At 65.0% G+C, this 20,783-nt stretch carries 20 protein-coding genes; 1 reads left to right on the forward strand and 19 read right to left on the reverse strand.

The annotated features are described in order from the left end of the window. Nucleotides 1–149 precede the first annotated feature (149 nt). The 6 genes from KXD96_RS25435 to KXD96_RS25460 all read right to left on the reverse strand — a co-directional run bounded on the left by KXD96_RS25435 (nucleotide 150) and on the right by KXD96_RS25460 (nucleotide 6,727). Nucleotides 150–1,211: a phytanoyl-CoA dioxygenase family protein gene (locus KXD96_RS25435; RefSeq protein WP_260741429.1), complete on the reverse strand. Its 1,062-nt coding sequence runs from the start codon at nucleotides 1,209–1,211 to the stop codon at nucleotides 150–152. A 200-nt stretch (nucleotides 1,212–1,411) separates the two neighbouring features. Then, a complete protein-coding gene (locus tag KXD96_RS25440) occupies nucleotides 1,412–2,974 on the reverse strand; it encodes a class I adenylate-forming enzyme family protein (RefSeq protein ID WP_260741431.1) in 1,563 nt (520 codons plus the stop codon). 41 nt (nucleotides 2,975–3,015) lie between these two features. Next, nucleotides 3,016–4,149, reverse strand: a complete 1,134-nt coding sequence (locus KXD96_RS25445; RefSeq protein WP_260741432.1) for a MaoC family dehydratase N-terminal domain-containing protein — start codon at nucleotides 4,147–4,149, stop codon at nucleotides 3,016–3,018. Further along, nucleotides 4,146–4,601, reverse strand: coding sequence for a cupin domain-containing protein (locus tag KXD96_RS25450; protein ID WP_260741434.1), 456 nt, complete (start codon nucleotides 4,599–4,601; stop codon nucleotides 4,146–4,148). The genes KXD96_RS25445 and KXD96_RS25450 overlap by 4 nt, the downstream gene beginning before the upstream one ends. Continuing rightward, the gene (locus KXD96_RS25455; protein ID WP_260741437.1) at nucleotides 4,598–5,575 is read right to left on the reverse strand and encodes a dihydrodipicolinate synthase family protein; all 978 of its coding nucleotides are present in this window, start codon (nucleotides 5,573–5,575) and stop codon (nucleotides 4,598–4,600) included. Before KXD96_RS25455 ends, KXD96_RS25450 begins: the two co-directional genes overlap by 4 nt. A gap of 30 nt (nucleotides 5,576–5,605) precedes the next feature. After that, nucleotides 5,606–6,727, reverse strand: a complete 1,122-nt coding sequence (locus KXD96_RS25460; protein ID WP_260741440.1) for an NAD(P)/FAD-dependent oxidoreductase — start codon at nucleotides 6,725–6,727, stop codon at nucleotides 5,606–5,608. Nucleotides 6,728–6,954: 227 nt separating this feature from the next. Between KXD96_RS25460 and KXD96_RS25465 the strand changes: the two genes are divergently transcribed. Further along, entirely contained in the window at nucleotides 6,955–7,635 is a 681-nt protein-coding gene (locus tag KXD96_RS25465; protein WP_260741442.1) for a TetR/AcrR family transcriptional regulator, read from the forward strand. Nucleotides 7,636–7,671: 36 nt separating this feature from the next. On the opposite strand, the gene KXD96_RS25470 is transcribed toward KXD96_RS25465, so the two are convergent. The 13 genes from KXD96_RS25470 to KXD96_RS25530 are packed head-to-tail and all read right to left on the reverse strand — an operon-like array spanning nucleotide 7,672 to nucleotide 20,480. Continuing rightward, entirely contained in the window at nucleotides 7,672–8,811 is a 1,140-nt protein-coding gene (locus KXD96_RS25470) for a thiolase family protein (protein ID WP_260741445.1), read from the reverse strand. A 41-nt stretch (nucleotides 8,812–8,852) separates the two neighbouring features. Further along, nucleotides 8,853–9,197 carry a limonene-1,2-epoxide hydrolase family protein gene (locus tag KXD96_RS25475; RefSeq protein WP_260741448.1) on the reverse strand — a complete coding sequence of 115 codons (345 nt, stop codon included), beginning with the start codon at nucleotides 9,195–9,197 and terminating at the stop codon, nucleotides 8,853–8,855. Nucleotides 9,198–9,229: 32 nt separating this feature from the next. Continuing rightward, a complete protein-coding gene (locus KXD96_RS25480) occupies nucleotides 9,230–10,408 on the reverse strand; it encodes a thiolase domain-containing protein (RefSeq protein ID WP_260741451.1) in 1,179 nt (392 codons plus the stop codon). Further along, nucleotides 10,405–11,778, reverse strand: coding sequence for an OB-fold domain-containing protein (locus tag KXD96_RS25485; protein ID WP_260741454.1), 1,374 nt, complete (start codon nucleotides 11,776–11,778; stop codon nucleotides 10,405–10,407). The genes KXD96_RS25480 and KXD96_RS25485 overlap by 4 nt, the downstream gene beginning before the upstream one ends. A gap of 16 nt (nucleotides 11,779–11,794) precedes the next feature. Continuing rightward, nucleotides 11,795–12,685 carry a VOC family protein gene (locus tag KXD96_RS25490; protein WP_260741457.1) on the reverse strand — a complete coding sequence of 297 codons (891 nt, stop codon included), beginning with the start codon at nucleotides 12,683–12,685 and terminating at the stop codon, nucleotides 11,795–11,797. A 38-nt stretch (nucleotides 12,686–12,723) separates the two neighbouring features. Beyond that, nucleotides 12,724–13,968 (reverse strand): acetyl-CoA hydrolase/transferase family protein, encoded by a 1,245-nt coding sequence (locus KXD96_RS25495; protein WP_260741459.1) that lies wholly within the window; start codon nucleotides 13,966–13,968, stop codon nucleotides 12,724–12,726. Between the two features lie 17 nt (nucleotides 13,969–13,985). Further along, nucleotides 13,986–15,227: an alpha/beta hydrolase gene (locus KXD96_RS25500; protein WP_260741461.1), complete on the reverse strand. Its 1,242-nt coding sequence runs from the start codon at nucleotides 15,225–15,227 to the stop codon at nucleotides 13,986–13,988. After that, on the reverse strand, nucleotides 15,224–15,481 hold the full coding sequence (locus tag KXD96_RS25505; RefSeq protein ID WP_260739510.1) for a hypothetical protein: 258 nt from the start codon (nucleotides 15,479–15,481) through the stop codon (nucleotides 15,224–15,226). The genes KXD96_RS25500 and KXD96_RS25505 overlap by 4 nt, the downstream gene beginning before the upstream one ends. Continuing rightward, the gene (locus KXD96_RS25510) at nucleotides 15,474–16,058 is read right to left on the reverse strand and encodes a VOC family protein (RefSeq protein WP_260741463.1); all 585 of its coding nucleotides are present in this window, start codon (nucleotides 16,056–16,058) and stop codon (nucleotides 15,474–15,476) included. The genes KXD96_RS25505 and KXD96_RS25510 overlap by 8 nt, the downstream gene beginning before the upstream one ends. 2 nt (nucleotides 16,059–16,060) lie before the next feature. Next, nucleotides 16,061–17,755 (reverse strand): AMP-binding protein, encoded by a 1,695-nt coding sequence (locus tag KXD96_RS25515; protein WP_260741464.1) that lies wholly within the window; start codon nucleotides 17,753–17,755, stop codon nucleotides 16,061–16,063. Next, nucleotides 17,752–18,558, reverse strand: a complete 807-nt coding sequence (locus KXD96_RS25520) for an MBL fold metallo-hydrolase (RefSeq protein WP_260741467.1) — start codon at nucleotides 18,556–18,558, stop codon at nucleotides 17,752–17,754. Before KXD96_RS25520 ends, KXD96_RS25515 begins: the two co-directional genes overlap by 4 nt. A 4-nt stretch (nucleotides 18,559–18,562) precedes the next feature. After that, nucleotides 18,563–19,741: an LLM class flavin-dependent oxidoreductase gene (locus KXD96_RS25525; RefSeq protein WP_260741470.1), complete on the reverse strand. Its 1,179-nt coding sequence runs from the start codon at nucleotides 19,739–19,741 to the stop codon at nucleotides 18,563–18,565. Nucleotide 19,742: 1 nt separating this feature from the next. Further along, the gene (locus tag KXD96_RS25530; RefSeq protein WP_260741475.1) at nucleotides 19,743–20,480 is read right to left on the reverse strand and encodes an alpha/beta fold hydrolase; all 738 of its coding nucleotides are present in this window, start codon (nucleotides 20,478–20,480) and stop codon (nucleotides 19,743–19,745) included. Nucleotides 20,481–20,783: the final 303 nt, after the last annotated feature.

Below are 20,783 nucleotides of genomic sequence, written 5' to 3' on the forward strand. Positions count from 1 at the left end.
AACAGATGTGAGGACGCCCTCGAGCCGGTGGGTACGGATGCCCTCCAGAAGCTGGGTAGCGCATTTTTGGCCCCATCGGGGTGAAAGTGCAAAAACGTTTTGTAGAAAACCAGTTTCGTCAAACAAACCCTCTTCGTCCGCACGCAGCTTTAGTACGTGGCCGTCGTGTTAGTGAACGCCTGGTATTCCGACGCTCTTCGAAAGAGTCCGTCGTTGTAGTGATGGCCGGCGGGTATCCAATCGAACGTCTTCTGCTCGGCGAACTTGTAATAGAGGACGCGGCGGCCTGCATTGTCGCTCGTAGGCGGCGGAGTCGTGTGCAGCATGTAAGCGTCGTGGATCGTGACGTCACCCGGTTCGGTCTCGAAGGCGACCACCGGCAGCCCCTGCTGGTCTCCCTGGCTGACACCGTGCTTGGTGTAGCGGTGCGAGCCGGCAAGCACGAGAAGCTGTCCGTTAGCCGGGTTGGCTTGATCGAGCTGGATGCCAACCTGGATGAAGGGACAGATCACCGGGCCTCCGCCGAGTGTGGGGTCGATATGCCAGCCGAGGTCGCCGTTGCCCTTCACGACATTGGAGTTTTTGATGAACACCATCGGCCCGTCGAGCCGATCGACACACACCCGCAGATCCCGGCCGGCGATCTCCGCGCAGCGACGCAGACGCCGATCGTGGGCCAGATCGGCGAGCAACGAGGAATGACGACCAAGGTAGTTGATGCGGGTCACCACCTCCTCACCGTCGGCATTCACCGACCACCACGACGTCGGGTCATCTGGCTTCGTCCGTTCTCGCGCCCTCTCGATCTCGGCGCCATAACGCTCGACCTCGTCTCGTGTGAATACTCCTTTGAGATGCAGGTAACCCGTGAGTTCGAAAAAGTACCGCATCTTATCGAGGTCGTCATGAATCGAGTACGCACGGTACAGGTCCAATGGCTCGCCGGCGCGGTCCACGAGCGTCTGCCGTACCGCCGGCCCATAGATTTCCCGACCGGAGCACAGCGACTGGATCGCCGGTTCCCAACGCTGCCAACCCGCCAAGTCACCGCGCACCACCCGCGCCCGCCCGGTGTTCGCCGCACCCCTCACGGTCAGCAGCTCGTGAAGGAACTCCGAGAACGTCTCTTCGGACAGCTCCACCACGGTTGCGGCGTCCGCGTCGCCCTCCCGGACGTCGACACCGCGCTCTGTGGCCACCCAGGTGAACACGATCCCGTCGCAACGGAACGCAAGAGGGGGCACGCCGGCGAGGTCAGCGGCGACCAGATGTCCTCGCCGCTCGACGAGCTCCGGAAGCTGCTCACGATGGAACCACACGAACGAGTACGGCTCGAAGGACCGGACGATTGCCGACACCCATGACAGATCTGTATCTGAAGACACCGTCCACTCCCTTCGATTTGTGATGATCAGGCGCCCAGTCGATTGGTCGCGGCGTGTTGAGGCCAGGACGCGATCAAGTCGCGCTTGAGGACCTTGCCGGCGTCGTTGGTCGGCAGGGATGAGCGGATCCACCATCGGGCGGGAACGGCGAAGTGGGCCAAGTTATTTCGCGCCCACCGTTCAAGTTCGGCGATGGACGGTGCTTGGTCGTCCGCGATGATGACCGCTGCGGCGACGACTTCACCGAGATCGGGGTCGGGCAAGCCGACAACGGCAGCTTCGGCAATCGCGGGATGTCTGGCCAACGCCGCCTCGACGGCGGACACCGAGACGTTCTCGCCGCCCCGGATGATGATCTCCTTCGATCGCCCGGTGATGTAGAGATAGCGGTCCTGGTCGACGCGGCCGATGTCGCCGGTGCGGATCCAGCCGTCGGCGCTCAGCGTCGGATCGCCGGGCAGGCCCCAGTAGCCGTCCATGCCCGCCGGGGACCGCACCAAAAGCTCACCTGTGCCATCCTCATTGGGATCGACGACCCGGGCCTCGACAACGGGTGCGAGCCGGCCCGAGCATCCGGGGTGCGACTCGATGTCGGCACCGACGCCGGTGCTGACGACCCCGCCGGCCTCGGTCAACCCGTAGGTCTGCCCTACCCGCCTCCGGGCGTTGGGCAATGCCGAACTAATGCGCTCGAGCAACTCGCCACTGACGGGTGAACCGCCGAGCACGATCGTGCGCAGCGACGACAGGTCATGGCTTTCCAGTCCGGGGTGCCGAAGGATGCGCTCCATCATTGTCGGGACACCGGAGAACATCGTCACGCCCTCGGACTCGACCAGACTCATGAAGACCCCGGGGTCGAACCTGCCGTCCAGGAAGACCACCTTGCTCCCGGTCATCAGCGGCACCAGCAGGAGCTGGATCGCGCCGATGTGAAAGAGCGGCAGCCCGACCAGCGTCACGCTCGGCTCGATGTCGTCGGAGATCTGATCGGGCAGCTTGCGCGACACAACCAGCAGCGTCTGCAGATTCGCGATCAGGGATCGATGGGAAAGCACCGCGCCCTTGGGGTAGCCGGTGGTCCCCGCGGTGAAAAGAATTATGGCCGGGGCGTTCTCGTTGGTGACAACGGGCAGCGGGTCGCACGGCATCGCGTCGTGGCCCGAGACGATGTCAGCGAAGTGGGCGACCCGCGCGGTCGGTGGCAGCTTGGCCGCCCGACGGTCGTCGGCCACCACGACGGCGGGCGACACCAGCTCGCAGGCCTGCGCCACGTCGTCGGATGACCACCAGCCGTTGAAGGGTGCGACGATGACGCCCATCTTCAGAGCGCCGTGGAACACCGCCACCCAGTCGGGGCTGTTGGCGGCGAACAACCCAACTCGGTCACCCGGGCGGAGCCCGGCGCGCCACAGCCCACGCGCCGCCCGTTGCACGGCGCGCTCGTGCTCACCGAATGTGACCCGACGATCGCCCTGGATCAGGTACTCCCGGTCGACCCACCGCCGCGACTCCGCCAGCACCTCGCCCACTGACCGAACCCGATCGGCATACAGCAGGCAGGGGTGCCCGTTGACCTCGCCCGTCACGACGCGATCGCTCCATCGGCCAGAAGGCATGGCCTATCGACCTACTGTCCTTTCGACGGCAGGGTGGCGACCGCCGTGCCGATCGCCGTGTGCTCGCCGCGCTGGTTCTCGGCTATCACCCGAACCTCGACTAAGTGCTTGCCCTCGTCGACCCACTTGCGGGTGACTGTTCCGTTGCACACGGTCAGATCGCCGATGATGTTGTGCTTCCGGACCTGAACATTGAGCCGATTGAGGAATCCGTCGTCGCCGATCCAGTCGGTCATCAGGTGACCGAGCCACGAAATGCGTTCCGGCCCATAGTCATAGGCCGCGGGCACGCCGACCGCGCGGGCAAGCTCGGAGTCCCAGTGCACCCGCTCGGGTGGCTCGGGAATCCCCAGATCGTTGGGTATGCCCAATGCCGGGTGTTCGCGGAACATCTCGAATGCCGGCGCGTGCGCCTTCACATACAGGCTCCCCCACCCCTGCGTGAAACACACGAAGCTGGTCACCGTGCTCGGCCCCTTGAGCATCGTCGGCAATTTCTCGCCCTCACGCACGTCCTCCCAGTACCGCGTGGTGGCACCCCGCCGCTGGTAGTTCGCGTAGTGGCCGTCGATTTCGGCGATTTCATCCCGGGACCAGACCTTGGGCTTGACGGCCTCCCGGGTGGCGCGCTCCCTCGCCACGTCACGTTGGGTCCGGATGCACCAGGAGTCCGCCTCGCAGACCAGCTCGTCGTTTTGGTTGACGAAGCTAACCCGGTAGGTCTGCTTCACCGAGCGGCCGGAGAAGGCGCTCTTCAGCTCGAGAAGGTCTTTGAGGACCGGCTTGGCCTCGATCCGGTCACCGAGGCGGATCGGCGCGTGCCACTGCCAGTCCGTGCCGGCGAACATCGCATGTATGCCGGGCAGGCCGCTGACATAGCCGCTGACCACCCGATCGAAGGCGTAGAGAAACGTTCCCGGGGCCGTGATTCCACCCCACCGCGTGTTGCGCGCGTATTCCGGGTCGAGCCATAGCGGGTTGGTGTCACCGATTCCGTGGACCCAGTGCCGGATCGAGTCGGCCGTCGCCTCGGTGACATGCGGGGTCGGTCTATCGAACGGCTGGCCGATTCGTGACCGCAGCGCGTCTAGCGCCTCCTGCGTGATCAGCGGGAACCGCTGCCCTGACTCCACAGTTTGTGTCATGCCTGAGTCCTCTCTGCCGGTCGTTCGACGCGGTGCTTTTCGTAGGGGCCTGGGCTGGCTACGGCGACGTAGGATGCCCGTTTGTCGCTGATGTTGCGGATGCCGTGCGCGATCCCGGCCGGGACCATAACGGCGTCACCGACGCGGGTGATAACGGGAGGCAGATCCCCGAGCGTGTACTCGCATTCGCCCTCGATAAAGATGTGCAGGTGCTCGGTGGTCGGGTGCACGTGATAGTCGTTCTGCTGACCCGGTTCCAGGTTCCAGACGCACACACCGATCTGGCCGGTGGTATAGCCGAGCACCACGGTCGGCAGCTTCTCGTCGAACTGCTGGAGCTTGGAGAGCGGAAACACCAGGCTCGACAGGTTATTCGGGTCAATCGTGCCGACCAAGTCGGTGACGAGCTTCTCGTCATCGGGAATCTTCGGAACCTCGGGCGTGGTGGTCACTGCCTCACTCCTGTCGATGTGTATTTCTGCACCAACTTGGCCCAGCGACGGCCGCATTCGCGCGCACCCTCGACGTAGTCCTCCGGGACGAGATCGTAGGGCGGCCGGATCGGACCGGCATCGCAGTACCCGGCCTCGTTGAACCGGATCTTCTCGAGCTGCAGATTGAACTTGCCGAACTCCTCGAGATTGCCGCCCGGAATGAAGGTTTCGTTCGCCCAGGCGATGTCCTTGGTGATCTCGCCAGCCCGGTCGAGGTCCTTGGCGTCGATCGCATCCATCAACGCGACGCAAGGCTGCGGCCCCATGGATGCGGCGGTGGCCCACAACGCGGTCATGGCGTCCGATGCCTGCTGAGCGAACATAAGCGCCATCGAGTCGATCGGCAGGAAGTTGACCTTGCGCTTCGACGCCGCCAGGCATTCCAGGTAGGTAGCGGGGTTGGCGAACTTCGCGCTGGTGACCGTGGGCGCCGCCGCCGCAACCGCACCCCAGAACGAGACAGGGAACGAAAAGCGGAAGGCGTGCTGGTTGGCGTACACCATGATCGCCATGTCGGGAAAGGCCTCCGAAATCGAGGCGTAGAACTTGACCGCCTGCGCCTCACTGCACGGCTGCCACATCGGAAGCCCCAGCATGGTGCCGTCGGCCCCGCGGTCCCGCAGAAACCTCATCCGTCGCACCGTTTCATGAGTGCCCAAAGCTGTGGCGCCGACCAAGACGGGTACCCGCTTGTCGACGGTGGACAGCAAGCAGTCAGCGAACGCCTCGAACTCATCCCCGGTGAGCGTGGCGCACTCCCCCGTTGTCCCGAGGGCGAGCAGACCGCTGCAGCCGTCGGCGATGAGTTTCTCGGTCAACCGGGCGGTTTCGTCGAGATCGACCGTGTCGGTGGCGTCCCAGCGGTCCGCCCCCTCCCTAGCCGGTGTCGGCAAGATCCCGTACACACCCTTGAAGTCCTGTGCGCTTAGCATCAGCGCTCCTCGATCCGCTTATGTTGCATCTCAGCTCACCCGACCACCGAAGCCGCCGTGGTACTGCCGCACCCAGCCCGGGTCCGAGGCCGCCTTGCTGTAGAACTCGACCGCCTTCTCATAAGGCTCCTGGCCCGGACCGGCGATCAACGAGCCCGTGTGGGCGACCTGGATCGTGGCGGTGTTGATCGGACGGCGGATCGCCTCATATTCGGCCAGCGCATCGGTGAACGCCTGCTCAGATACCTGGTCGTCGAGCAGCACGGTGCTCAGCAGCTCGGCGAGCTTGGCCGAGTCTTGGATAGCGATGTTCAGGCCCTGGCCGCCGACCGGGTGGATCGTGTGCGCGGCATCACCGGTGAGCGCCGCCCGTGGCCCCGAGTAGCTGGCCGCATGCTGGCGCTTGATGCGATAGATGTGCGATCCGCCGCGCTTGTTCAGTTCGAGTTCGCCGAGCCCCGGATGGCGTTGCGCCAGCCGGTCGCGAATTTCAGCTTCGCTCAAGGCCATCCACTCTCTGGCTTCGCCGCGGCGTACCACAAGGACCACACGGTGGCGGCCGACCGGGGTGGTTGGAAGAAGCCACACCGTCCCCTCGGGATGCAGCAGCGTCCAACCATAGTCGGGCTTCAGCCACGACGGAGTCGGGCTGTGCAACACCACGATCCAGTTCTCGTACTCGTGCACATCCTCAAGCGGGATACCCAGGGCGGTGCGGGTCAGGGACTCGGCGCCGTCGGCGCCAACTACCAAGCGGGCGTTCGTTGTTCCGTTGTCGGTGGCCAGCAACCAGCCGCCTGCGTCGCCATCACTCTCGAGCGTGCGCACCCGGTCCGGTTGGACGACGGCGCCGGCCGACTCCGCCGCCTCCAGGAACACCGCTTCCATCTCGGCATGATTGAGCAACCAGGACTCGCGGATTTCCGAGCCAACCGAGAAGGCTCCGGAAGAGTCCACGAACTCGAGACCGTGCCACCTGGCCGCGCCGCGCGCCTCGAGGAAGTCCAGAATGTCCAACTGCCGCAGCACCTCGACCGTGGGTGCGTGCAGGATGTCCCCCCGGTTGGGGTCCCGCGCGAGGTCGCGGCGTTCGAACAGCCGCACGGCGCACCCCCGCCGGGCGAACGCGAGGGCCGCCGCGGATCCGGCCAAACCTCCGCCGATCACGGCGACATCACATGTGTGGTCGTGCACTGCCGGTCCTTCCCTGGGCCGTCACACTGCGCGCCCACACCCCTTCGCCAGACCGGCCGACTCGCCGGTATCAACGCTAGCGACGAGATTACTACACTAGTGTCGAGTGTCAAGATGGGGTGTCCACCGCGGAATCCAGGTTGCATGGATTTCCTAACGTTCCAAGGAGTGTCATGGATAGGGCGATGACGAAGCCGCGCGGTGTGAGCTTTGGAAAAATGGAACAGGCGATCCTGGAAGCGGCCGGCGACTTGTTCGACCGCAAGGGCTTCAACCAGACCACTCTGCAGGACATCGCCGACGCGATCGGGATGGCACGGCCGTCGCTGTACCACTACTTCAACAACCGGGAGCAGATCCTTGCGGCCGGCGTCGACATGTTGACCAAGCAGCGTGACGTCATCATCGAGGAACTGCGTGAGCTGGACGGCGATCCGGTGCAGCGCCTCACCGCGCTCATGCTCGGCCTCGCCACTCTCATCAGCGCCCACCCCGTGTGGGTGCGGATCTTGCTACGCGACGAGGCCGCGCTACCCGAGGACGCCCGCGTCCGGGACCATGAATCTCGGCTGGCGTTTTTGGAGTTGCTGGTCCGAACCCTCAGGGAGGGGGCAGAACAGGGTTACCTGCGCGCACACGACGAGCGCGCCACCGGGTTGACGATCGTCTCCGCGCTCAGCGGGCTGCAGGGCCACTATGCGGCGACCGCAGACACCTCTCCCGAGGAGGCGACACGGCTGGCCGTCGACGTGATCCTGCATGGCGTCGTGGACCCGAGCCGACGGCGGGGCACCCCGGTGGAACGTGGACTCGAACTGATCCGCGAGGGCACCGAGCTGATCCAACGCGCCACCGCCAAAGATTGAGCCGCCATGCGGTAACGCCGGGCAAGCGACTGCCAGTCAGGGTGCGGGGACCTCGATGACGGTGGCCGACCCCATGCCGCCTCCCACGCACATGGCCGCGACCCCGATGCCGCCACCTCGATGGCGCAGTTCGTGGACCAGCGTGACCAGCATGCGCGCACCGGTGGCCGCGATCGGATGGCCCAGCGAGCAGCCGCTGCCGTTGACATTGACCAAGTCGGGGTCGATGTCGAGCAGCTTGATGGTGGCCACACACATGGACGCAAACGCCTCGTTGATCTCGAACAGATCGACATCATCAAGTGAAATGCCGGCTCGGGCAAGGGCCTTCGGGATCGCCTCGACCGGCGCCAAACCCGTGTCGGCAGGGTCGACCCCGACCGACGCCCACGCGCGAACGGTGGCCAGAACCGGCAGGCCAAGCCCATCACTGGCGATCCCCAGCACGGCCGCTGCGTCGTTGCCGCCGCTGGCGTTGCCCGCGGTGATCGAGAAACCCTCGACCTCGGGGTGCACCGGTTTGAGCGCGGCCAGCTTCTCCATGCTGGTGTCGCGGCGCGGATGCTCGTCGACCGAGAACAGCCCGTGCGGGGTCTCGATCGGGACGATCTCCTCCTTGAACCTTCCCTCGTCGATGGCGGCTATGGCGTTGCGGTGCGAACGCAACGCCCAGGCATCCATTTCCTCGCGGCTTACGCCGGCCTTGACCGCCGCGTTCCACCCCACCGTGATCGACATGTCCATGTTGGGTGCGTCAGGCCGGTCAGGGTGGGTCGGCGGGAACCAGTCGACCCACTCCTGTCCATTCCGCATCTGCGACTTGGGTGCCGTTGAGGTCGAATTGACGCCCCCGGCGAGGATTAGCTGATCCATACCCGCGCGCACGCTGGCGGCCGCGCCCTGCACCGCCGCCAGGCCGGCCGCGCAGTGCCGGTTGACGGCCAGCCCCGGCACCGCGGTCAACCCCGCTGTGAGCGCGGCGTGACGGGCGATCACGCCCCCACCGTGCATACCCTCGGCGAGGATCACATCGTCGATAGGAACCGAATCCAGTTCCGCCGCGGCATTGCTGACGACATGATGTGCCAACTCGTAGGCGGTGGTGTCACGCAACGTTCCCTTGAACGCGGTGCCGACGGGCGTGCGCAACGCCGATACGATGACAGCTTCTGGCATGGATGAACTCCTGGTCGTCTGGTGGCGGATAGCAAGAACGCCTAGGGATGGTCGAAGTAGTCGCGCCAGGCGCTGATCTTGCCCCCGGTAACCTCGAACGCTCCCATGCACCGGGCATCCATCGGCGTGTCGTCGAAGACGAACCGGTCGACGCGTTCGGTGAGTACAACGTTGCCCGCGGTGGCCAGATTCAGGATCTCGCACTCGAAATGGGAAATGCGATCGACGTACTGCTTGGCCAGGTAACGGATCTCGCTGTGCCCGTTCGCAGCACCAAGTGGAACGTTTTCCCACACCGCGTCGTCACTGAAATGGCTTACGATCTCGTCGACGTCACGATGGCCCCACGCGTTCAGTTCCGCGCGTACGACTTCCTCGGGGTTCACTTCTCCTCCAGTTCGGCTTCAGCAGAAACGCATCATGCGGTGTTGGTAGTGAGGATGTTGACGACAGCGACACCGGATCCGCGCCCGCCGACGTTGTGCTGCAGGACGTTACCGTGGCGGATATCGACTTGGCGCTGGTCGGCCTCGCCGCGCAGCTGCCACCAGCACTCGGTGAGCTGGGCGACTCCGGTGGCCCCGATGGGGTGTCCCTTGGCGAGCAGCCCGCCGCTGGTGTTGATCGGAATCCGGCCACCAATGGCAGTTTCGCGCTCGATCGAGGCGATGCCGCCCTTGCCCTTTTCGACGAAGCCCAGATCCTCGATGTCGAGGATCTCCGTGATCGTGAAACAGTCGTGTACCTCGGCCATGTCGATGTCGGCCGGGCCCAGCCCGGCCATCCGGTAGGCGCGCTCGGCGGCCAAGGTGGTGGCCTTGAACCCGAGGTAGGAGGACTTCTCGTGCATCCACGGGTGGTCGGAGGCCATCGCGAACCCGGCGATATACACCGGCTTGTCGGTGAATTCGCGGGCGCGCTCGGCCGGGACCAGGATCATCGCCGCCGCGCCATCGGTCTGCGGGCAACAGTCCAGCAGATGCAGCGGATGGCACACGGGCGGACCGCTTAGCACCTGCTCGACGGTCACCTCGTTCTGAAAGTGTGCATACGGGTCCAGCACGCCGTTGTGGTGGTTTTTGACCGCGACACTGGCCAGCATCTCGCGGGTAGTGCCGAACTCGTGCATGTGCCGCGTGGCAAACGGTGCGAACAACGCTGGAGCGGACTCACCCCGCTGGTAGATCGGATGGCCGGTCGCGGCTCGGGACAGCAGTCCCTCATCGGGAGACTTGTCGCGCATCTTCTCCACGCCGATGACGAGGACGCAGTCGTAGACACCACTGGCGACCGCCATCGCGCCGATCCTAAACGCGTCACTGCCTGTGGGACACGCGTTTTCGACACGGGTGCAGGCGATGCCGTTCAGTCCCAGTACGGAAGGCAGGGTGTTGCCCGAGATGCTCTCGTGTCCCCACAACGTCGTCCGCTGGGTTGCTACCACCGCGAAGTCAATTACGTTACGTGCCATCCCCTTATCGACCGAAGCCAGCGCCGCCTCCAGTGCGCCCGCTCCCATCTGCTCGAAGCTCTGCTGGTGCAACTCGCCGAACTTGATGAGGCCGGCGCCGACCACGGCGACGCGATTCCAGCTCATGACGTGACCCTCCGTGCTTTGTATCCATACACCGGGACGCCGCGCTCGATGGCGTAGCGACGCAACACCAATTCGACCCGGTCGCCGACCGCGAGGTTCGGCGCGTCTTCGGGCAAGCCTTGGAACTGCACCCGGGCTCCGTCGTCCAGATCCACAATCAGTAGCGGAAGTGGCGCCACAAATGGCGCCGGCATCGAGTGGTTCACGCTGAAGGTGTGGACCGTGCCCGCACGCTCGAGGTCACGCACCTCAAACTTCTCGCCGCCGCACCCGATGCAGGCGGGGTGCACTGATGGCGGCACGTTGAGAGTGCCGCATTCAACACACCGACCGCCTTGCAACGCGAGCATTTCCAGGCCGCCGCGCACGAATGCGGCACTGCCCGGCGGCACCCCCATCGGGACCGGCTCACCGGTGGGCAGCAACTGGCCTCGAGCGCGTAGCGCCTCGGGGTAGCTGACGAACACCCCGGCGCCTAGGTCGTCAGCCGAACCGGGAAGCGCCTCGTTGACCTCGATGACCACGGCGGTAGCGCGTCCACCGCCGTAACCAAGCACCGCGGCCCGCCCGGGTGCACCAAGCGCGCCGCGCAGGCCCAACAGCGGTGCGGCTGCGCCGGTGTCACCAAGCTGCGCATAGATCGACGCCGACGCCGAGGCGTCCGCTCCGAGCCGACGGGCAAGCACGGCGCCGAGCCTGCCGTCCGGGTCGGGCAGCGACCAGGCGTCGGCGCCGCCCGTCTTGCCCGCGACCTCGGTGAGCAGGGGGAGAAACACCTCCTCCCGAAACAGGCGCGGGTCGTAGAAATCTCGGGTCGATGCTTCACCATCGCCGCGGTAGCGATCCAGCACGGGCCAACTGCGCTGTGTTCGCGCGGCCAGCGCGGCGGGACCAGCGCCGGCGGTGAGCACCAGGGCCACCGCGCCCGCCCCAACACGCGACTCCCACGGCGTACCGGGGCCCGGAACCACCGCATCACCGGCGACCACTACCGCGGTGCGAACGTGCCCGGCCGCGACGGAATCCCACGCAGCGACAAGGGCTTCCATGCCCGCGTGCGCAGATCCACTCATCAGCGCGCCCGCGAGGTCGGTGCGCAGCCGCAGCGCCGCCCCGAGCATCGCCAGGCTCGGCCCCTCTGCGAATGGAGGCCGGCTGGTACCCCACCACAGACCGTCGATCTCCTCGGGCGATCGGCCCGCGTTGACCAGCGCTCGCACAACCGCCAGCCATGACAACGTCAGCGCATCCTCGTCGGCCGCGCACACCGCGGCCTGGCCTTTGCCGCCCCGCGAGCCCCACGCGGCGGCGACGTCGCCGGCACGCAGTCGCAGCGACGGCGCCGCCGCACCCACACCCTGAATACCCACCACTGACCCCACCACCTCAGAAGACCGATTCCGCGAGGCCGGCGTGACCCCACTCACCCATGCCGCTGCCACCGCCGACGCTGTAGTGCTCGACGGCGAAGGTTTGCGGGTCGATAGTCCTTGCACCCCAGCCGAATTCGAATAGCCAGCCCGACGGATTCTGGGCATAGAAGGAAAACATCCGGTCGTTGTTGTGCCGGCCGAGTTGGACTTTCACATTGCCTTGTGCTTGGCAGATATCGAAGGCCGAGCCGACATCGTCGATGCTGGAGTGCTCGAGCATCACGTGATAGGTGCGGCGGCGTGGCTGAGGGTTGCCAAAGAATGCCAGCGAATGATGCCTCGAATTGCAGTACATGAACGATGCGATTTTGCCTACGCCGGGGAAGTTCGGCGAGTCGGAGGTGGCAAAGCCCAAGGTCTGGCTGTAGAACGCCTCGGCGGCTTCGACGTCTGGAACATAGGTAACGAAGTGGCCGAGGCCCTGAGCGCCGGTGACGTATCCCGAGATAGGTCGCGACGGTCGATACGCGGGCTGGAAGGTCACTTCCGGCCCGTACGCCAACTCCATTCGTACGCCCGAGTGCGGATCGGTGAAATGCACGAAGCCAAGGACTCGCCTGGCCGCTGCTTCCTCAGGCTTGCCGTCGACGACGTTGACCCCGGAGGTCACGAGTTGTGCAGCGACGGCATCCATTTCTGCGGCATCGCGTACCTGCCACCCGACATACGAGACGTCCTCGGGCTCGTTGTCGGCCGGATGGACGATGAACCTGTGGTGGCGCTCGTCCATGCGCAGGTAGAGGTTGTGGCTGTCGCTGTCGGCGGCGACCTCGTGTCCGAGCACCTGTTGGGCGTACGTCGACCACGCGTCGAGATCATTCGCAGCGATCCCGATGTAGGCCAACTCATCGACCTTGTGCATGCCTTCTGCTCCTTGCAATCTCATATCGCCACCGGCTGCCGTAGGGCGTCGGCGAGGGCTTGTCTGTGCTGCGGCGCCGCGATGTCGATGAGCGCCTCGGCCCGCTGCCGCAGCGTCTTGCCCTCGAGCCGTGCGATGCCGTGCTCGGTGACCACGAAATCGACCATTCCCCGCGGAATGGTGACGGTAGCGGTCGCGTCGAGGCGCGGCGCGATCCGCGAGCGGCGCCCGTCGCGGGTGGTCGACGGAAGGGCAATGACCCGCAGTCCTCCAGTCGAGTGTGTCGCGGCCTCAACGAAGTCGATCGACCCACCGATCCCGGCAATCTGCCTTCCGGCGACGACCTCGCTGTTGACTTGCCCGGATAGATCGATCTCCACCGCGCTGTTCACCGCCACCAACCGCTGGTGCTCGGCGAGCCACTGTGGCGAGTGCGCAACGCTGGATGGGAAGACGCCAACCACTGGGTTCTCGTGGGCGAATCGCATCAGCCGTTGTGTCCCAAAGAGATCGGGTGACTGGATCGCCGGCCGCCCGTCATCGAGGAGACCGCGCTCGAAGAGGTCGACCATGGCGTCGGTACCCATGCCCACGAACCGCAACCGGCCGACACCCGCTTCGGCCAGCGCCGTGACGATCGCCTCGGTTGCGGCGCCGATGCCGACCTGTAGCACCGGGCGGTCCGGCAACAAGGTGAGCACATGCCGTGCGATTGCCCGGCTGACGTCATCGGGTTCCGGCGAGCGATACGTCGGTGTTTGGGTCGTCGACGGCACCAGAATGTCCAGCTCCGTGGCGTGCACGCGGGATTGACCGAAGGTGCGGGGCAGCGCGTCGTCGACTTCGGCGATGCACAGCTTGGCCGTCTTGATCGCGGTGAGCGCATAGCCGGTCGACGGTCCAAGGCTGCACCAGCCGTCGGAGTCCGGTGGTGTGACGCGGACCAGGGCGGCATCCAGATCCCATGTCGCAATACGCTTTTCGAGTTGGGACGCTCTCACGGGAAGGTAGTCGATGAGGCCGCGCTCGACCAGGTCGCGACCCGCCCCGGCCACATGCCAGGTCGCGAGTCGCAGCTTGCCGGAGCCCGCCGCCTCATACACGCCCCCGTCGTCGAGCAACAGACCGGCGCATAGCTGCCACCCGCGGCCCGAGCTGCGCTCGGCGACACCCCGTAGCAGCGATGTCGGCCCGCCGCAGTAGGCGCCGGCGACGATGCGCCCCCCTGCCGGAATCCGGTTGAGAGCATCAACGATTGAGGTCAAGATCAGGCTCCAGCGGCTCAGGCGCTTGGAAAGCGCTGGCGCACCCAGTCGATGATGGTTTTGGCCGATAGCGCGCCGCCGGGCGGGCCGTCGGCCGTCGGTGATCCGCCGAAGTGGGTGCCGACGATCCGCTCGTGGGTCTTGTCGGCGGCCCCGATCGCGTCGAACATCCCGCGGGCCACCGAGGGGAAAGTGGCCTGGTCGCCCGTGTACTCGATGAATAGGCTCGGGATGGTCACCTCGGGCGCACAGGTGACGAATCCGGCGTTCGAGGACAGTCCCGACCAGGTGGACAGCCAGGCGTCGGCGGTGGTCAGCCGTCCGAAGCCGGTGATCCCGAAGTTGATCAGGTCCGGGCGACGGCCGTGGATCGACCCGTAGGGCCGATCCGACGGGTCAAGGGACAGGTCCAGCGTGCGCGGGTCGGCATCGGTGCGATACACCGTGATGACCTTCGACATGACGCTGGCGCGACGGTCGACGGTCCGATTACTTGTCTTGAACCGCGCCTTGGCATCTAGGCGCTCGGCGATCAGATAGCGTGCGTGCGCATCGATGCGTGCCACCCTTGCCCGCTGCGCCTCGCGGTACCGGTCCAGAAACTCCTGCGCGTACTGCGAGCTGGTCGGCGGCTCGCGAAAACCGTTGGCCTCGTCGAAGATATCTAACTCCGGCACCGTCGACAGCGGATCGGCCTCATCGGCAACCGCACCGTCGATGCAACTGAGCAGCAACTGGCCCTGCCCCGGGTGCGCAGCAAGGAAAACCACGGCGTCGGGGGCCGGGATGGTCGCCTTGTCGAGCGGGATCGGCTTGCCGCCGGGGGTCACCGTGATGCGGCCTTCGGGTGCCCGGCTGGCCTGCTGGACGTAAAAGGCGTACAGCGCCGCGCCGCCCGACGGCCCGCAGGCCACGATGTGCTCGAAACCGCGGTCGCGCAGCTGCGCAAAGCCTGCGGCGGCATCCAGGACGGCCTCCTCATGAATGAGGGTCAGGTCGTTGTTCACGGTTCGCGAACCCTGTGCCCACACCGCAAAGCCCGCCTCCAGCAAAGCCGGGATCAGGTGGTGCCGAGCCAGATCCTGACGCGGGTGCATCAACGTGACCGCCGTGGTCGCGCCCGCCACGGTATAGAGGATGCCCGGGGCCGAGGCGTCGTCGGCGGTCTTGACCGCGGTGACGGTCGTCGTCACGCCGTCGGGCATCGGGCCCGGCTCCATCCGCGGCCGGTAGCCCAGTCGCTTGGTCGGCGCAGTCACGATGCGCTGTCGGTCACGATGCGCAGCGCGTCCTTGTCGAACTGCACAACGCGGGCGTGGTCGAGGGCGCCGATGCAGCTGTACCACACCGCATGCCGCGCACCGGTGCTGCGCCGGTCGATCGTGATTCCGTCGGGAAATCGCAACTCGACATAGGTACCCACGTGGCGGGTTTCGACCTGCCCGCTGTCTCCCACGGCGCGCTTCCAGATCGGCTCGGTCTCGGGGATGTCGGCGAAAAACACACTAGACATTAGGAACCCCCAGCTTCTCGGCGATGAGCTCGGCCTTGCGCTCCCACACCTTGGCCAGCGACGGCTCTGGGCCTTGGGTCACATCGACCAAAGCCTGAATGGAGAGCTCAGTGTCGACGGTGTCGGCTTCCTGCAAGGGTCGCAGATGCCGGGAGATCTCGATGGAATACCCGTTGGGATCCCACACATAGATCGACTCGATGATCTCGTGCGCGATGCGGAACCGCAGCTCATAGCCGGCGTCTTCGATGCGCTTCTGATAGCCGTCTAGCTCCTCAAGGGTGTCGACCTGCAGCGCCAGATGCCGTGCCCGATTGATGCGGTCCGGGACGTTCGGGTCGCGATACTCCGGAGTGTTGAAATAGTAGAAGAAGGCAATGGTTCCGTTAGCACCGATGTCGAAGAAGAAATGCGCGAAGTCAGGATGCGGGTCATTGCCCCAGCCCGGTGCGAGGATGCAGTGCTTGAGCGGGAACCCCAGCACGTCGCGATAGAAATGAACGGTCTCCGGCAGTTTCCAGGTCGGGTAGGCGACGTGATCGACGCCGCGCATCCCTCCCGCGAGTTTCACCGTCATACTCAGTTCCTCACTTTCTCTGGCGCGCCGCCGGATTCGACCCAGCTGCGCAAGACATCCTTACGGACTTTGTTCACTCCCGTCTTGGGCAGCTCATCGACCAGCACCACAAGTTCGGGCCACTTGAATTTGGCCACGTGGCGTTTGTCGAGATGCTCGACCAGCCGCTTGCGCAGTGCCTCGGGATCCGCGACCGCGATCTCGGGCACCACAACAACGCAGATCCGCTCACCCAACGCCGGATCCGGCACACCGATCGCGGCCACCTCCCGTACCTCGGGGTGATCGTGCAACAGCAACTCCAATTCCGCAGCCATCACCTTCTCACCACCTCGGCTGATCTGGTCCTTGAGCCGGCCGTCCACCACATAGCAGCGCCGACCGGCGATCATCTCCACGTGGCCGAGGTCGCCGCTGCGATAGAAGCCGTCTGAAGTGAAGGCCTTCGCGGAGTGCTCCGAGGACAGATACGAGCGGATCACGCTGGGGCCGCGGAAGGTCAGCTCCCCGACCTCACCGTCGGGCACGGGCTCTCCACTATCCGGCTGCCGCACCACGACCTCGTCGTGGGCACCAATCGTCGAACCCGCGGTATAGCGGCGGATCTCCGGGGGATCATCCGGCCGGGCAGACAGGTGCACACCCTCACCCGCACCGAAGCTGCCGATCGCGGTCGCCCCCAACATCTTTTCGGCCTGCGCTGACATTTCCGGGCGCACGAACACCCACATGAAGTGTTCGATCGAGCTGAAGTCGCAGTCAACCCGGGCGCTGTAATCCATCAAGGGCTCAAACGCCGCCATGTTGAAGTGCATCCATGTCACCTTGTAGCGCTCAATCAGGCCCACCAACAACTCGGCGTCGACCGAACGACCCAGCACCACAGTGCCGCCCACGAAATGCGTTGGTACCAACACGGTTCCGAGCCCCGCATGATGCATCACCGGCAAAAAATGCAGAGTCACGGTCTGCTCATCCCACCCGAAGTTGCGCGACCATCGGGCAGCGATCGACAAATACCCGGCATGCGTGTGCGGGATCACCTTCGGCACGCCAGTGGTCCCACCCGAAAGCTGGAACAGCGCAACACCATCCGGCGAGAGCTGCCGCTGGATCTCATCCACCACCGCTCGAGCGCGGTCAGGATCCACGCCACCAGTGAGCTCATCAAGCGACCAAATCCCCGGAGCCGACTCGCCCCGTGTCACCACACGGACGGTGATATCCGGGCAGCGCTCCACCAGCTCCGAGCTCAAGCTCGCCAGATCGTAAGTGCGGTAGTCGGCCTGGAATATATGGGCGCGTGCACCGGTCGCCATCGCGATCTGGGTGACCTCGTGCAGCCGGTGATTCGGAATGCTGCAGACCGGAATGAGCCCCGCCTTGAGCGCACCGTACAACGCGATCACGGTTTCCAGCTCATTACCCATTTGAAAGATGACCGGGTCACCGGGCTGTAGTCCGGCGTCGATCAGACCCAGCGCGACTGCGTCCGAACGCCGGTCGAGTTCGGCATACGTCAGCGCGCCCTCGATGGTCGCGACCGCGAGCGCCGTCGGGCGGCGCGCCGCGTGACTACGCAACACCCCGACGATGGTCTGGTCCCCCCACTCGCCGGCGGCTCGATAGCGTTGCGCCTCAGCGCCGTACGCGCTGACCACGCGCTCGAGGTCCGCCCGCGAGGTTGTTCCCGTCATGTGTAGACCCACCTTCTTCGCCGCTCGCCCGTAAGTAGTCGTCCGAATCGCAGATCGCTGAAATGCGCAGCACCGATCGGGATATCGCTGCCCTCGTACTCCTTCGCTAGTGCCGTCGCGGTGCGGCGCGCGAGCACCGGGTCCACATCGCCGATTGTCTCCCACTCGTCTTCGATGAGTTCGGCTGGACAGTGCACAACATCGCCGAGCAGCACACCGCGTTCATCGCCGTCGGAGAGGACCACGATCGACGACCCGGGCGTATGCCCCGGCGCGTCGACCACGTCAAAGCCCGGCGCCAAGGTCGTTGAGCGGTCCCAGCACTCCATCACCGGCGCCATTACCGCGAGCTTCTCGGGCGCCCCCATCGCGCCACCGTTCGTGAAATGATCCCAATCGGCTTGGTGGCAGCGATAAGCCGCGTTGGGGAACATGACCTGGTCGCCGACCGCGCCCCACCCCACGTGATCGATATGTAAGTGGGTGAAGACCACATCTGTGACCTCCTCGGGAGGCGTACCCGAACCTAGCAGGTTGTCCAGCATCCTTCCCCCGGGCATCGTCGCGTTCTTGCCGACACGATCCTCCGGACCCACACCCGCGTCGACGAGGATGACACGGTCAGCGGACCGTACGACATAGCCGCCGAGCGTGAGCCGGAGCATGCCCTCATCGTCGAGCAGCGCGTTATGGCTCGACCAATCGACGGCCGAGGTGTTTTCGTAGGCCTGCGTCGGTACGAGGCGAACCACGCTGTCGACCACCGGCATGACGGTGATTGCTCCGATGCTGAGGCCGGTCACATGTTCACGCTCTCGGGGCGCCGACGGCTGCATCTCGCTTGCTCTGGTGGTCACGCAACTTCGGCATGACCTCGGTAGCGATGCGGCGAATATTGTTGCGCGTCAACTCATCGCTGAGACCGCCCATGTGGACGTACATCACGAGGTGCTCAAAGCCGAGCATATCGTGGGCTTCTTCGAGCATGCCAATCACGGTCTCCGGGCTGCCCACGATGGCCGTGTAGTTCGACTTCAAGGTGTTGAAGTCGGTCGACTTGTCCAGGTCACCGCGCAGCGACAGCACCCGCTCGAGTGTCTTTTCCTCCATATAGTTCGGTGGGAACAGGCGGTGCATCGGGTTGGGGAACAAGTTATTGAAGTACATATCGGCCTGAGGCCAGAACTCGTCTTCAGCTTGGGCGTCGCTGTCGGCGACATAAACCGCCGGCGCCCAACCCAGACGGCTGGACGGGTCGGCAATTCCGAACTTCTCCGCGGCATCGCGGTATTCCTCGAAGATCTTTATGACGCTTTTAATCGGCGAAAACACCTGAACGTAGGTATAACCCCGTTCGGCCGCCCAGACCACCGTCTCGCCACTACCCGTTGAGGGCGCCCAAACTTCCGGATGCGGCCGCTGGAATGGCCGCGGCCAGGTGTTCACATAGCGATAGTTGAAGAACTCGCCTTCGAACGAAAAGGGGCCAGGCTCCGACCAAGCTTTCACGATCACGTCGTGGGCCTCGCGGAAGCGGTCCCGCGACTCGGCCGGGTTGACGCCGAAGCTGTGGTACTCCGCCCCAATGCCCCGCACGAACCCACTGATCATCCGCCCACCGCTGATCACGTCGAGCATGGCCAGTTCCTCGGCGATGCGCAGCGGATTCTGCCGCAACGGCAACGCGTTGCCCAGGATCCCGACCTTGGTCGGCATTCCCATCGTGCGCTGCACCAGCATCGCCGCGATGATGTTGGGCGAAGGCATCAACCCGTACGACGTCTGATGATGCTCGTTCACGGTTATGCCGTCGAAGCCCAACTCCGCCGCATAGACCAGCTGGTCGATATAGGTCGAATACAGCCGGTGACCCACGACAGGGTCGTAGTTGCTGTTGGGATAGGTCACCCAGTCCGACTGGTACTTGTCCTTGAAGCCCTCCTCCAGGAACGGGTAGGGCATGAAGTGGAACGCGTAGAACTTCATCTCAGTGCTCCTCGGTGCTCAGAAACCGCTTCACCGCGGCGGCGAAGCCCGATGGGTCGTCAGTGAGCGGATCGTGGCCCGCCTTGGGCAAGACCTGCACACGCGCACCCGGGATGGCGTCGGCGGTCAGTTGCGCATGGCTGGCGGGAACAACCTGGTCCTTCGCCCCCCACACCACGAGCGTCGGGGACGAGATCGCGGCAGCACGGTTGGCCAGCGACAGGTCGCACAGGTACGGATTCCAGCCGTATCTCGCCAACGAGGCCACGTTGCGCCGATCCTCGACCGCTTCCCAATTCGTCGGCGCCATCGACCGATCGGCGTACACCAGGTCGAGCACCGTATCGCGCGGACGATCGAAAATGTCCTCACGAGGCTCACCCTTGATGCGGAATCCCAGGGTATCGACGAGGACGAGTTTTGGCGGCGGCGCTAGCAGCGCCAGCTCCATAGCCAACCAACCGCCGAACGAATGCCCGATCACCGATGCTCCGAGCAAGCCGGCGTCGGCCAACACGACCTTCAAGACCGTCGCCAGGTCGAGCACCCGGCGCGCTCCCTGCGGGACAGCGAAGTCGCCAAAGCCCGGGAGTTGCAGCAGGTGCACGCGAAACGACGACGCCAGTTCATCCAGTGCCGGTGTCCAGTACGGCCCTACGAAGCTCGGCAGCACGAGAATGTCCGGCCCGTCCCCCTCGACGCGCACTTCGAGAGTCCCTGCTGGCGCTGCAGTTGTCACGGAGTTTCCTCTCACTTGTCAACGTTAGTGCTGATATTACAACGCTCACGTCGAAAAGCAAGTGGCGTTTCGACATCGATGCGGGGCCTCTGCGTCGCACTTCGGCATCGCGAAGCGCATCGCCTCGCCGGGGAATCAGATGCGGGCTCCCCGCAACCACGCAAGACGCGGGACAACCGAAAGTCGTCGCGTCGAGCTCGCCCGAGCTCCTCATCGACGAAGCCCTTCGATCAGGGTGCGAGGCCCGCACTCACAACGTTCCTGAAAATAGTTGACTCGGTCGTCTGTCTCCGGTTAGTTGGT

This window comes from Mycobacterium sp. SMC-2 (genome assembly GCF_025263485.1).
GTDB lineage: Bacteria > Actinomycetota > Actinomycetes > Mycobacteriales > Mycobacteriaceae > Mycobacterium.

Bases quoted from the DNA above. Each gene is read 5' to 3' on its own strand.
- KXD96_RS25525 (WP_260741470.1), bottom strand. From the start codon at position 19,741: ATGAAGTTCTACGCGTTCCACTTCATGCCCTACCCGTTCCTGGAGGAG.
- KXD96_RS25470 (WP_260741445.1), bottom strand. From the start codon at position 8,811: ATGCCAGAAGCTGTCATCGTATCGGCGTTGCGCACGCCCGTCGGCACC.
- KXD96_RS25465 (WP_260741442.1), top strand. From the start codon at position 6,955: ATGACGAAGCCGCGCGGTGTGAGCTTTGGAAAAATGGAACAGGCGATC.
- KXD96_RS25510 (WP_260741463.1), bottom strand. From the start codon at position 16,058: ATGACGGTGAAACTCGCGGGAGGGATGCGCGGCGTCGATCACGTCGCC.
- KXD96_RS25445 (WP_260741432.1), bottom strand. From the start codon at position 4,149: ATGACACAAACTGTGGAGTCAGGGCAGCGGTTCCCGCTGATCACGCAG.
- KXD96_RS25515 (WP_260741464.1), bottom strand. From the start codon at position 17,755: ATGACGGGAACAACCTCGCGGGCGGACCTCGAGCGCGTGGTCAGCGCG.
- KXD96_RS25505 (WP_260739510.1), bottom strand. From the start codon at position 15,481: ATGTCTAGTGTGTTTTTCGCCGACATCCCCGAGACCGAGCCGATCTGG.
- KXD96_RS25455 (WP_260741437.1), bottom strand. From the start codon at position 5,575: ATGCTAAGCGCACAGGACTTCAAGGGTGTGTACGGGATCTTGCCGACA.
- KXD96_RS25480 (WP_260741451.1), bottom strand. From the start codon at position 10,408: ATGAGCTGGAATCGCGTCGCCGTGGTCGGCGCCGGCCTCATCAAGTTC.